General features: G+C 68.0%; 12 protein-coding genes. 8 read left to right on the top strand and 4 right to left on the bottom strand.

Features of this window, described 5'->3' with window-relative positions:
- The first annotated feature begins 58 nt into the window (after positions 1-58).
- The 7 genes from AB7E83_RS04700 (at position 59) to AB7E83_RS04670 (ending at position 7,262) form a co-directional block, all read left to right on the top strand.
- Positions 59-286, top strand: coding sequence for an exodeoxyribonuclease VII small subunit (locus tag AB7E83_RS04700; protein WP_428565843.1), 228 nt, complete (start codon positions 59-61; stop codon positions 284-286).
- Positions 271-1,200, top strand: coding sequence for a polyprenyl synthetase family protein (locus AB7E83_RS04695; protein WP_428565842.1), 930 nt, complete (start codon positions 271-273; stop codon positions 1,198-1,200). The genes AB7E83_RS04700 and AB7E83_RS04695 overlap by 16 nt, the downstream gene beginning before the upstream one ends.
- A 10-nt stretch (positions 1,201-1,210) precedes the next feature.
- Positions 1,211-3,094 (top strand): 1-deoxy-D-xylulose-5-phosphate synthase, encoded by a 1,884-nt coding sequence (dxs, locus tag AB7E83_RS04690; protein ID WP_428565841.1) that lies wholly within the window; start codon positions 1,211-1,213, stop codon positions 3,092-3,094.
- A 176-nt stretch (positions 3,095-3,270) separates the two neighbouring features.
- Positions 3,271-4,350, top strand: a complete 1,080-nt coding sequence (locus tag AB7E83_RS04685) for a TRAP transporter substrate-binding protein (RefSeq protein WP_428565840.1) — start codon at positions 3,271-3,273, stop codon at positions 4,348-4,350.
- A gap of 113 nt (positions 4,351-4,463) precedes the next feature.
- Positions 4,464-4,769, top strand: a complete 306-nt coding sequence (locus AB7E83_RS04680) for a helix-turn-helix domain-containing protein (protein ID WP_428565839.1) — start codon at positions 4,464-4,466, stop codon at positions 4,767-4,769.
- Positions 4,766-6,022, top strand: a complete 1,257-nt coding sequence (locus AB7E83_RS04675) for a type II toxin-antitoxin system HipA family toxin (RefSeq protein WP_428565837.1) — start codon at positions 4,766-4,768, stop codon at positions 6,020-6,022. The genes AB7E83_RS04680 and AB7E83_RS04675 overlap by 4 nt, the downstream gene beginning before the upstream one ends.
- A 157-nt stretch (positions 6,023-6,179) precedes the next feature.
- On the top strand, positions 6,180-7,262 hold the full coding sequence (locus AB7E83_RS04670; protein WP_428565836.1) for a TRAP transporter substrate-binding protein: 1,083 nt from the start codon (positions 6,180-6,182) through the stop codon (positions 7,260-7,262).
- 47 nt (positions 7,263-7,309) lie between these two features.
- Here the strand turns inward: AB7E83_RS04670 and AB7E83_RS04665 are convergent, their stop codons facing one another.
- The 3 genes from AB7E83_RS04665 to AB7E83_RS04655 are packed head-to-tail and all read right to left on the bottom strand — an operon-like array spanning position 7,310 to position 9,933.
- Positions 7,310-7,816: a hypothetical protein gene (locus AB7E83_RS04665; protein ID WP_428565834.1), complete on the bottom strand. Its 507-nt coding sequence runs from the start codon at positions 7,814-7,816 to the stop codon at positions 7,310-7,312.
- Positions 7,817-7,818: 2 nt separating this feature from the next.
- A complete protein-coding gene (locus AB7E83_RS04660; protein WP_428565832.1) occupies positions 7,819-9,369 on the bottom strand; it encodes a TRAP transporter large permease subunit in 1,551 nt (516 codons plus the stop codon).
- A gap of 24 nt (positions 9,370-9,393) precedes the next feature.
- Positions 9,394-9,933: a TRAP transporter small permease subunit gene (locus tag AB7E83_RS04655; protein ID WP_428565830.1), complete on the bottom strand. Its 540-nt coding sequence runs from the start codon at positions 9,931-9,933 to the stop codon at positions 9,394-9,396.
- 152 nt (positions 9,934-10,085) lie between these two features.
- Between AB7E83_RS04655 and AB7E83_RS04650 the strand changes: the two genes are divergently transcribed.
- Positions 10,086-11,303 carry an SUMF1/EgtB/PvdO family nonheme iron enzyme gene (locus AB7E83_RS04650; protein ID WP_428565828.1) on the top strand — a complete coding sequence of 406 codons (1,218 nt, stop codon included), beginning with the start codon at positions 10,086-10,088 and terminating at the stop codon, positions 11,301-11,303.
- Here the strand turns inward: AB7E83_RS04650 and AB7E83_RS04645 are convergent.
- Entirely contained in the window at positions 11,284-12,399 is a 1,116-nt protein-coding gene (locus tag AB7E83_RS04645; RefSeq protein ID WP_428565826.1) for a substrate-binding domain-containing protein, read from the bottom strand. The two genes, AB7E83_RS04650 and AB7E83_RS04645, sit on opposite strands and share 20 nt — an antisense overlap.
- Positions 12,400-12,429: the final 30 nt, after the last annotated feature.

The following is a 12,429-nucleotide window of genomic DNA, read 5'->3' as shown; positions in this document are numbered from 1 at the left end:
CCCCGGGGGGTCAGTTGGGGGCGGCCCGCCTAAAATCCATGATCGACTCAAAGATCTCATGACCCGAGCCTCCAACACGCCACCGGCCAGCTACGAAGCGGCACTCTCCGAGCTGGAGCAGCTCGTGGGACAGATCGAATCCGGCCAGCTCCCCCTGGAGCAGTTGCTCGCCGGGTACGAGCGCGGAGCCGATCTCCTGAAGTACTGCCGTGACAAACTGCAGGCCGTGGAAGACCAGATCAAGGTGCTCGACGGAACGACTTTGAAACCATGGACGCAAGAGTGAAGGGCGCGGAGGTCGCCGCCGGCTTCGAGCTGGGTGCGTGGTGCGCCGAGCGGCTCGCCCGCGTCGAGCGTGCGCTCGACCAATGGCTGCCCGCCGATGCGCCGGCCGGCCTGGGCGAGGCGATGCGCTACGCCGTGCTCGACGGCGGCAAGCGCCTGCGGCCGCTGCTCGTGATGGCGGCGAGCGAAGCGGTGCGGGGCCACGAAGAAGCCGCGCTGCGCGCCGGCTGCGCCGTCGAGCTCATCCATGCGTACTCGCTCGTCCACGACGACATGCCCTGCATGGACAACGACGTGCTGCGCCGCGGCAAGCCCACTGTGCATGTGCGGTTCGGGCAGGCGACGGCGCTGCTCGCGGGCGATGCGCTCCAGGCGCTGGCCTTCGAATTCCTGACGCCCGAGCCGGACGACGCCGGCGGCGTGCCGCAGGCGGCGCAAGCGCGACTGTGCGCACTCCTCGCACGGGCCGCGGGCCATGCGGGCATGGCGGGCGGGCAGGCGATCGATCTTGCCGCCGTTGGCCGCACCCTGACCGAGGACGAGCTGCGCCGCATGCATCGGCTGAAGACCGGCGCCTTGCTGCAGGCGAGCGTCATGATGGGCGTGGCGTGCGGCAACGCAACGCCCGACGCAGCCGCGGCACTGGCCGATTACGGCCGGGCGGTGGGCCTCGCGTTCCAGGTGGTCGACGACATCCTGGACGTCACCGCAGACTCGGCGACGCTCGGCAAGACGCCGGGCAAGGACGCGGCGCAGGACAAGCCGACGTACATTTCGCTGCTGGGGCTCGAGCGGGCGCGCGGTTATGCGCGCGAGCTGCTCGAGCAGGCGCGCGGCGCGCTGGTCGCGAGCGGGCTCGAGGACACCCGGGCGCTGCGCGGCCTGGCCGAGCTGGTGGTGGACCGGGAACACTGATGATGCTTCTATGACGCTTCTGCAACAGATCGAGACCCCCGCGCAACTGCGCCAGCTGCCCCGTGCGCAACTGCGCCAGGTCGCCGACGAGCTTCGCGCATACGTGCTGGACAGCGTCGCCAAGACGGGCGGCCACCTGAGCTCGAACCTCGGCACCGTGGAGCTCACGCTCGCGCTGCACTACGTGTTCGACACGCCGCACGACCGCATCGTGTGGGACGTGGGCCACCAGACCTATCCGCACAAGATCCTCACCGGCCGGCGCGACCGCATGGACACGCTGCGCCAGCTGGGCGGGCTCGCGGGCTTTCCGCAGCGCGCGGAGAGCGAATACGACACCTTCGGCACCGCGCATTCGTCGACCAGCATCTCGGCGGCGCTCGGCATGGCGTTGGCCGCGAAGCACAAGGGCGAGCGGCGCAAGGCCATCGCCGTGATCGGCGACGGCGCGATGAGCGCCGGCATGGCCTTCGAGGCGCTCAACAACGCGGGCGTGTGCGACTGCAACCTGCTCGTGATCCTCAACGACAACGACATGTCGATCAGCCCGCCGGTGGGCGCGCTCAACCGCTACCTGGCCCAGCTCATGAGCGGCCGCTTCTACACGGCGGGCAAGACCGTCGCGAAGAACGTGCTGTCCATCGCGCCGCCGCTGTTCGAACTCGCCAAGCGTTTCGAGGAGCACGCGAAGGGCATGGTGGTCCCCGCGACGCTGTTCGAGAAGTTCGGCTTCAATTACATCGGCCCCATCGACGGCCACGACCTCGACTCGCTCATCCCCACGCTCGAGAACATCCGCAACCTCCAGGGGCCGCAGTTCCTGCACGTCGTCACGAAGAAGGGGCAGGGCTACAAGCTCGCCGAGGCCGACCCCGTGGCGTATCACGGCCCGGGCAAGTTCGACCCGGCGGTGGGCCTCACGAAGCCCGCGACCGTGCCCAAGCCCACCTTCACGCAGGTGTTCGGCCAGTGGCTCTGCGACATGGCCGCGAAGGACTCGCGCCTGGTCGGCATCACGCCCGCCATGCGCGAGGGTTCGGGCCTCGTCGAATTCGAAAAACGCTTTCCCGACCGCTACTTCGACGTCGGCATCGCCGAGCAGCATGCGGTGACCTTCGCCGCGGGCATGGCGTGCGAAGGCCTGAAGCCGGTGGTGGCGATCTATTCCACCTTCCTGCAGCGCGGCTACGACCAGCTGATCCACGACGTCGCGCTGCAGAACCTGCCCGTGGTGTTCGCGCTCGACCGCGCGGGCCTGGTCGGCGCGGACGGCCCCACGCACGCGGGCGCCTACGACATCCCCTACCTGCGCTGCATTCCGCAGGTGAGCATCGCCTGCCCCGCCGACGAGAACGAGTGCCGCAAGCTGCTCACCTCCGCGTTCGAGCAGAACCATCCCGTGGCCGTGCGCTATCCGCGCGGCGCGGGCGCCGGCGTCGCCATCGAGCCGGGGCTGTCGTCGCTGCCCTTCGGCAAGGGCGAGGTGCGGCGGCAGGGCAAGGGCGTGGCGGTGCTGGCCTTCGGCACGCTGCTGTACCCCGCGCTCGAAGCCGCGCAGCGACTGAACCTCACCGTCGCCAACATGCGCTGGGCCAAGCCGCTCGACACGGAATTGCTCCTGCAGCTCGCGCAGACGCACGAGGCATTCGTGACGGTGGAAGAGGGCGCGATCATGGGCGGCGCGGGCAGTGCGGTGACCGAGGCATTGAACGCCGCGGGCATCGTCAAGCCGGTGCTGCAGCTCGGCTTGCGCGACGAGTACGCGCCGCATGGCGACCCCGCCCGCCTGCTCGCGCTGCAGGGGCTGGATGCGGCGGGCATCGAAGCGTCGATCCAGGCGCGCTTCGCAACTTTGCTCGATCGCGGTGCGCCATCGCTCAAGGTTGTCGGCTGAAAAGCAACGGTTCCTGAAAAAAGACTGACTGCGCGCGTGCAGTCGAAGGTTGTCAGGGTTTCCTCACGGGAAAACCCCTGAGCTACTGCATCGGCAGATTCCTAGAATGGATTCGCTCTCGCAAACTTTAGTTGCGTCAGATTCCGTCAGCCTTGTCCTTCTCAGGAGTGCAATCCATGGATCGTCGTTCCCTCATCAAGAATGCCGGCATCGCCGGCGTGCTGGCCGCCGGCGTCGCGCCCGCGGTACACGCGCAGGCGGCAGTGCGCTGGCGCATGGCGTCGAGCTTTCCCAAGGCCCTCGACACCATCTTCGGCGCTGCTGAGGTGTTCTCCGACCGGGTGAAGAAGATGTCCGGCGGCAAGTTCGAGGTGTCGGTCCACGCCGCGGGCGAACTGATGCCCGCGCTGGGCATCGTGGACGGCGTGCAGCAGGGCTCGGTGGAGTGCGGCCACACGGCGCCGTACTACTACTTCGGCAAGAGCCCGGTGTTCGGCCTGGGCTGCGCGATTCCCTTCGGCCTCAACAGCCGGCAGATGACGGCCTGGATGTTCGAGGGCAACGGCATGAAGCTGATGCGCGAGTTCTACGCGAAGTACAGCATCATCAACTTCCCCATGGGCAACACCGGCGCGCAGATGGGCGGCTGGTACCGCAAGGAAATCAAGTCGGTCAAGGACCTCAAGGGCCTGAAGTTCCGCACGGGCGGCTTTGCCGGCATGGTGATGGAGAAGCTGGGCGCCATCCCGCAGAACCTGCCGGGCGGCGAGATCTACACCGCGCTCGAGAAGGGCACGATCGACGCGGCCGAGTGGGTGGGCCCGTACGACGACCAGAAGCTCGGCTTCAACAAGGTCGCGCCGTTCTACTACTACCCCGGCTGGTGGGAAGGCGGCCCGCAGCTCGACCTGTTCGTGAACCAGAAGGCCTACGACGCGCTGTCGCCGGAGAACAAGGCCATCGTCGAAGCGGCCGCGTCCGAGGCGCACATCATCATGCAGGCGCGCTACGACGGCCGCAACCCGATGGCGCTGAAACAGCTCGTGGGCGCGGGCACCAAGCTGCGTCCCTTCCCGAACGAGGTGCTGTCCGAGGCGTTCAAGGCGGCGATGGCGCTCTACGCGGACCTGAATGCGAAGAATCCCGAGTGGGCGAAGGTCTACGCCGACTACTCGAAGTTCCGCGCCGACCAGAACCTCTGGTTCCGCTTCACCGAAGCGACCTTCGACCGGTTCATGCAGTCGCAGAAGCTGTAAGAGGCGCTCGCGCACGACAAAGGCCCTTCGGGGCCTTTTTTTTCGTGCCGTCCGTTCGCGCTTATGTCCACCATTTTTTACAAAGAAACAGGATTTTGCTTAAAATGGTGGACATGCCGAGCCGTCCACCCATCATCTTCCCCCAGGAGCAGCGCACGCTGAAGGCCCTGGGCGAGCGCATTCGCCTCGCGCGCTTGCGTCGCAGGCTCACGGCGACCGCGATCGCGCAGCGAGCAGGCATCGCGCGGGCGACGCTTTACAACGTGGAAAGCGGCGATGGCCGCGCCACGATGGGGACGTATCTCCGCGTCCTCGCCGCGCTCGGGCTCGAGAAGGACCTCGATCTCGTGGCCGCGGACGACAAGGTGGGCCGCAAGCTGCAGGATCTTTCGCTCGACGCGCAGGGGACTCCTCCATGAGCGTGTCGGCAGGTACGCTCGAAGTGTGGCTGGACGCGGACGTCGGGCCGCTTGCGCGCGTCGGCATGCTGTCGCACGACCGGGGTCAGATCCGGTTCCGCTACGACCGGGCGTGGCTGCACGATCCTCGCGCCTTCGCACTCGACCCCGACCTGTCGCTCGACGACCAGCCGTTCTTTCCGAAGCCCGAGCTGGGCAATTTCGGGATCTTTCTCGACTCGTCCCCGGATCGCTGGGGCCAGACGCTGATGAAGCGCCGTGAGGCGCTTCAGGCCAAGGACGAAAAGCGCGCGGCGCGTACGCTCTACGCTTGGGACGTCCTCGTCGGCGTCCAGGATCCCACCCGGCAGGGCGCCTTGCGCTTCCGGCGGCCCGGAGATGAAGGCTTCTTGGCGGACGAGAAAATGGCCGCCCCGCCCGTGACGACCTTGCGCGACCTCGAAGCCGTGGCTCTGCAACTCACGGGCAAGCGCATCGACGACCTCGATGCGCTGCGCAAATGGCTCGCCGTGCTCGTTGCGCCGGGCGCATCGCTGGGCGGGGCGCGACCGAAGGCCAATTTCACGGACACTGATGGCACGCTCTGGATCGCGAAGTTTCCCGCGCGCGACGACGACCGCGACATCGGCGGCTGGGAATACGTCGTTCATCGGCTCGCGCTGCTCGCCGGCGTTGACGTGCCCCGCGCGCGCGTTCACCGGGTCGGCTCCGGATTCCACACCTTCTGCGTCGAGCGGTTCGACCGCGTGGCGGGCAAGCGCCGCTTCTACGCCTCGGCCATGACCCTGCTGCGCAAGGAGAGAAGCGAAGGCACGAGTTACCTCGAGCTCGCGGAATTCATCCGCCACCACGGCGATGCGCCGCACGCGGCGACGGACCTGCGGCAGCTCTATCGGCGCGTCGCGTTCAACGTGGCGGTCGGAAACCGCGACGATCATTTGCGCAATCACGGATTCCTGCTCGGACAGGCCGGGTGGCGGCTCGCACCCGCCTTCGACGTGAACGCGAGTCCGGACAAGGCGCACCATGTGCTGAACATCGACGACGTCGACGACAGGCCCAGCCTCGAGTCGGTGCTCGAGACCTCCGAGTTCTATGGTGTCGACGAGGTTGCCGCCGCGGTCGTCGTGGAGGAGATTGCCGGCGTGGTGGACGACTGGCGAGCCATCGCCGCGCAGACCGGCTTGTCCCGGGCGGACGCCGAGCTCATGCAGCCCGCGTTCGCGGCGCACGCCGAATACCGCGGCTCGTGACTCGCCCGACAGCCAGCCGACTCGCCTGGCGCGCCGAATACTCGCTTCGGCGCCACGTTCCCCACGCGCTGCCAGCCTTCTGACAGGGTTTCGAGTCCGCCGAGCTTCATCATCGCGCGCGCAGTAACTCGAGACAGACAACAGGAGTCTTCATCCAATGGATCGCCGTTCCCTCATCAAAAACGCCGGCATCGCCGGCATCGTCGCCGCCGGCGTCGCGCCCGCGGTGCATGCGCAGGCCGCGGTGCGCTGGCGCCTCGCCTCCAGCTTCCCCAAGTCGCTCGACACCATCTTCGGCAGCGCCGAAATGTTCTCGAAGACCGTGCGGGCGCTGTCCGGCGGCAAGTTCGAAGTGTCTGTGCATGCGGCCGGCGAGATCACGCCCCCGTTCGGCGTGGTCGACGCGCTGCAGCAAGGCAGCATCGACATGGCGCAGACCGCGCCCTATTACTTCACCGGCAAGGACCCGATCTTCGCGTTCGGCTGCGCCGTGCCCTTCGGCCTGACCGCGCGCCAGATGGATGCGTGGATGGAGCACGGCGAAGGCCGCAAGCTCATGGACGAGTTCTATGCCAAGTACGGCTTCACCAGCCGCAGCTCGGGCAACACCGGCACGCAGATGGGCGGCTGGTACCGCAAGGAGATCAAGACCGTCGCCGACCTCAAGGGCCTGAAGATGCGCCTGGGCGGCGGCCTCTTCGGCGAAGCGATGGCCAAGCTCGGCGTCGTGGCGCAGAACATGCCGGCGGGCGAGGTGTACTCCGCGCTCGAAAAGGGCACGCTGGACGCCACCGAATTCGTCGGCCCCTACGACGACGAGAAGCTCGGCTTCAACAAGGTCGCGCCCTTCTACTACTACCCCGGCTGGTGGGAAGGCGGCGCCGAGCTGGAGTTCTTCATCAACACCAAGGCGTACAACGCGCTGTCGGCCGAGTTCAAGGCGATCGTCGACGCCGCCACCAACGTGGCCGCGCGCGACATGACCGCGAAGTACGATGCCCGCAACCCCATCGCGCTCAAGCGCCTGGTGGCCGCCAAGACGAAGCTGCGGCCGTTCAGCAAGGACATCATGGATGCGGGCTGGAAGGCTGCGCAGGAAGTGTTCGCCGCGCACGAGGCGAAGTCGCCCGAGTTCAAGAAGATCCACCAGTCGATGCGCGCGTTCCAGCGCGACCAGATGCTGTGGGAGCGCTTCTCGGAGTTTCGCTACTCGAGCTACATGTCGGGCGTGAAGGTCTGATAGCAGCCCCCGTCATTCCCGCCTCCGCGGGAATGACGCAGCGGCGTTCAACGGAAGTTGCGGAACGACTTCAACTCGACGACGAGCCGCTCGAACTCCTCGAGCATCGCCTTGTCGGCCGTGTAGAACACCGCGAACTTGCCCAGCAGGGTGCGCACGTACAGGCGCGGCGCGATCAGCCATTCGAGGCCGCGCACGCGAATGAGCTTCGCGTAAGCGAGCTCGTGCAGTTCCATCTTCTTGTCCCACATCCAGCTCTGGTGCAACGCCTCGGGCGTCAGCGTGGTCTTGCTGGTCTGGATGAACCACCATGTGATCGCGACGACGGCGAAGGCCGCCAGCGGCCAGCCGAGCGCCATCGCGTTCGAGGCGCCGGCCGGCGCGAGCTTTCCCGCGGCCCATAGCGAATGCATCCAGGTGCCGATGGCGGCGACGAGGCCCGTGGCGAGCAGCCGGAAGAACCGCGAGAACGCGGCCGCCCGGATTCGCGCCGGCCGCGGCTCGAAGCGAAACGGCGGCGGACCCAGCGTCTCGGAAAGGGAGGGCGCGGACAAGGCTACTTCTTTTCCTTGAACAGCTCGTCGATCTTCCTCTGCTCTTCGTCCTCGGCCGACGTCCCGCCGGCCGCGGGTTCGGCGCCGGACGCCGCACCGGCCGCGGGCTCGGCCGAAGGCATGCCCGCGGCGGGCAGGTCGGCCGGCACCTCGATCCTCACCTTGTCGAGATCGACCTTCACCTCCTCGTCGAGGAAGACGGTGACGACCTTGGGAAAGAAGATCACGACGGCCACCAGCAGCAGCTGCATGAACACCCACGGGATCGAGCCGAGGTAGATGTCGTTGGAGAGCACCGGCCTCGGGATGCGCTTCTCCTTGAACAGCGTGTCGGCGATGCCGCGCAGGTAGAACAGGGCGAAGCCGAAGGGCGGATGCATGAAGCTCGTCTGCAGGTTCACGCACAGGATCACGCCGAACCAGATCAGGTCGATGCCCATCTTCGCCGCCACCGGCGCGAGCATCGGCACGACGATGAACGCGATCTCGAAGAAGTCGAGGAAGAACGCGAGGAAGAAGACGAAGATGTTGACGACGATGAGGAAGCCGACCTGGCCGCCCGGCAGGCCGGTGAGCAGGTGCTCGACCCAGATCGCGCCGTCGACGCCCTGGAACACCTGGCTGAAGACGCGCGAGCCGATGAGGATGAAGACGACCATCGCGGTGAGCCGCATGGTCCCGTGCATCGCCTCCCACAGCAGCGCGAACGACAGCCGCCGGTGTATCGCGGCGAGGATCAGCGCGCCCACCACGCCCATCGCGCCCGCCTCGGTCGGCGTCGCGATCGCGTGGTCCTGGAACGGCAGGCCGCCCATCGAGCCAAGCACGACGAAGATGAGCGCGGCCGACGGGACAATACCCTTGAGGCACTTGCCCCACAACGCCCAGCCGTGCAGCGTGCGGGCTTCCTTCGGCACGCCGGGGATGTCCTGCGGACGCACGAGGCCCAGCGCGAAGGTGTAGGCGGCGAAGAACAGGATCTGCAGGATCGACGGACCCCAGGCGCCCTTGTACATGTCGCCCACGGGCTTGCCGAGCTGGTCGGCCAGCACCACGAGCACGAGCGACGGCGGCACGAGCTGCGTGATGGTGCCCGAGGCCGCCAGCACGCCCGTGGCGTAGCGCATGTTGTAGTTGTAGCGCATCATCACCGGCAGCGAGATGAGCGCCATCGCGATCACCTGGCCCGCCACGGTGCCCGTGATCGCGCCGAGGATGAAGCCGACGATGATGACCGAGTAGCCGAGGCCGCCGCGCACGGGGCCGAAGAGCTGCCCCATCGAGTCGAGCATGTCCTCGGCGAGGCCGCACTTCTCGAGGATCGTCCCCATGAAGGTGAAGAAGGGGATCGCGAGCAGCAGCTCGTTCGACAGGATCGAGAAGATCGAGATGGGCAGGTTGCCCATGAACGCCGCCGGGAACCACCCCATCTCGATGGCGAAGAAGCCGCACGCCAGCCCCAGCGCCGCCAGCGAGAACGCGACCGGGAAGCCGATCAGCATCACGACCACCAGCCCCGCGAACATGATCGGGGCGAAACTTTGCATCTGCATCTTGTTCTCCGTCCTTCGTGCGGCTTACTGCACCGGCTTCTCGTAGGTCACGTCCATCGCGAAGCGGCCCTGCAGGTAGGCCACCCGCTTGATGATCTCGGCGATGCCTTGCAGGAAGAGCAGGCCGAAGCCGAGCGGCATGGTGAGCACGGCGGGCCAGCGGATCAGGCCGCCCGCGTTGTTGGACATCTCGTTGGTGACGAACACCTTCCAGAAGTACGGGACGGAGAGCCAGAAGAGCAGCCCGATCACGGGCAGCAGGAAGAACGTCAGGCCGAACAGGTCGACCCAGACCTTTCCGTTGCCGCGCAGCTTGCCGTAGATGATGTCCACGCGCACGTGCTCGTTCTTCTCCAGCACGTAGGGCGCGCCGAACATCACGATGGCGGCGAAGAGGTACCACTGCACCTCGAGCCAGGCGTTCGAGCTCATGTCGAAGCCGTAGCGCACGAAGGCGTTGCCGGCGCAGATCATCGCGGAGATGAAGACGCACCACGCCGCGAACCGGCCGAGGCGCTCGTGCAGCCAGTCCAGCGCCAGCGCAAATTTTAGTAGTGCTGCCATTTCGTCTCCTGGGCCTTAAATACTATCCGCTGGCTCGGCCGCTGTTTGAAAATAGCCTGACGAGCAACGGATCTCGCATTGCGCGGCCATCGCCGACCGGTGGCGCTGAATAATACTGAGGAATGACCCGACTTCACCCGCGCAATGAGCGAATGAGCGCCGATTCCGCCGAAGTGCGACACGCCGGCGCCGACGTGCTGTCGCTCGCTCTCATCGACGCGCGCAACCGCACGCTGCAATTGTTGTCGCACTTCGAGGGTGCGCCGGCCGACAGCGTCGCCGATGCGACGCTGCCGCGCTGGACCGCCGGCCATATCGCCTGGCTCGCCGAGTCGTGGATCGCGCGCAACCCGCAGCGCGGCCTGGGCGCGGCATGCCCGCGCGACGCCGTGCGGCTCGCGTCCATCGATCCGCAGGCCGATCGCTGGTACAACCCGGCGCTCGCGACGCCCGCGGACCGCCGCTCGGACGCGCAGCCCTCGCTCGACGCCGTGCGGGCCTGGCTGCTCGAGACGCTGGAGACGACGCTCGACCTGCTCGACAAGGCCGCGGGCGACGACGCGGCCCTGTACTTCTACCGCATGGCGCTGTGGCACGAGGACCTGCGCGCCGAACAGCTCGTGGCGCACGCGCAGGCGATCGGCCTCAACGTGGGCCTGCCCCTGCCCGGGGGCGCCGCGCCGCGCGAGCCGCTTGCGCTGCCGGCCACGCAGTGGCGGCTGGGCTGGCAGGGTGGCGGATTCGCGATCGACATCGAGGGCGGCGAGGAGGCCGTCGACGTGCCCGAGTTCGAGATCGACGCGCAGCCGGTCGGCTGGTCGCAGTTCGTCGAATTCATCGACGAGGGCGGCTACGACCGGCCGGAGTTCTGGCGGTCGGAGGGGTGGCGGTGGCTCGAACGCGCGACGGCGCTGGAAGGCCGGCGCGGACCGCGCCACGTCGAACAGATCGGCGTGGCGAGCGGCGCGGTGCTGCAGACCGTCTTCGGCAGGACCACGCGCATGAGCGGCACGCAGAACGTGATGCACGCGAGCTGGTGGGAAGCCGATGCCTTCGCGCGCTGGGCCGGCCGGCGGCTGCCGACCGAGGTCGAATGGGAAATCGCGGCGCATGCGGCGACGCGGCGCGGCTTCCGCTGGGGCGAGGTTCGCGAGTGGACCGGCGGCACCTTGCGGCCGTGGCAGGGCTTCGTATCCGACCCGTGGTCGGCCGATGCGGAACTCGATGCGACGACCGTCTTCGGTCAGGCGCGCGCGATCCGCGGCGCGTCGTTCGCCACGCCCGCGCGCATGCGCCACCCGAAGGCGCGTGCATGGGCATTGCCCGAGCGCGACGACGGGTTCGTCGGGTTCAGGACCTGCGCGCTCTGACGGCGCGCCGCTTCGGCGCGAGCGTCCACCATGGCAATTCCTCGGTGAGGCTCAGGACCTCGCCGCTGCGCCACGGTTCGTAGCCGGGCAGCTGGCGCAGGACCGACTGCCAGCCGTCGTGTTGCAGCAGCGCGCGCAGCGCGCGCACGGGCGGCTCCTCCAGCACGTCCTTCAGGCACACCAGCCAGTAGTGCTCCTGCACCAGGGGCACGAAGTCGACGCCCTGCGCGCGCGCCGTCGCCTCGATCCCCAGCCCCGCATCGGCATCGCCCGCGGCGATGGCGTGCGCCACGGCGCCGTGCGATGACTCGACGCGGTCGTGGCCCCGCACGTCGCGCGGCGCGACGCCGGCCTCGGCGAGCAGGTGATCGAAGAGGAGGCGCGTGCCGCTGCCGAGCGCGCGGTTGACGTAGCGGGCTTGCTTGTCGCGCAGGTCCGCGAGCGAACGCAATCCGAGCGGATTGCCCGGCGCGACCAGCAGCCCCTGGCTGCGCGTGGCGAATCCCATGAGCTTGTGCAGGCCCGGGCGCAGCAGCGGCGCGTAGGTCGCTTCCGCGAGGCTTCCCCGCTGCACCGACAGCGGTGTGTGGAAGCCCGCGACCGTGCATCGGCCCTCGTTCAGGGCGGCGATGGCGTCGACGCTGCCGCTGAAGCGCACATCCAGATGCAATCGCGCCTGCGCCACCGCGAACTCGCGCAGTTGCGTGAGGCCCTCGTCGTGGCTCGCGAAGAGCGTGAGCACCTGGGCGCTGTCGTCGAAAGCCACGGCGAAGGCGCGCTCGAGCTCCGCGCGCAGCGCCTCGACCTGCGGCGCGAGCCGCGCCTGCGCCTGCCGCTCGGCCCACAGCAGCTTGTCGCCGAAGGGCGCGAGCCGGGCGGGCTGGCCTTTCTCCCACACGATGAGCGCGTGGCCGAGTTCGGCTTCCCAGCGCTTGAGCTCGCCCCAGACGTGGCGATAGGAAAGGCCGACCGCCTGCGCCGCGCCCGAGATCGAGCCGTGCGCGCGCACGGCGTGCAGCAGGTCCATCAGCGCGTTTCGGATGAAGCCGGCGTCGCGTTCCGCGGACCAGGAATAGGAGAGATCGACCTTGCGCACCGCCCGAGTATGCGTCGGGACGGGCGCCAG

The sequence above is a fragment of the Ramlibacter sp. genome (genome assembly GCF_050250995.1).
In the GTDB taxonomy this organism is placed as follows: domain Bacteria; phylum Pseudomonadota; class Gammaproteobacteria; order Burkholderiales; family Burkholderiaceae_C; genus Ramlibacter.
The sequence above is the reverse complement of the archived record's forward strand: the minus strand, read 5'-3'. Positions and strand labels throughout refer to the sequence as shown.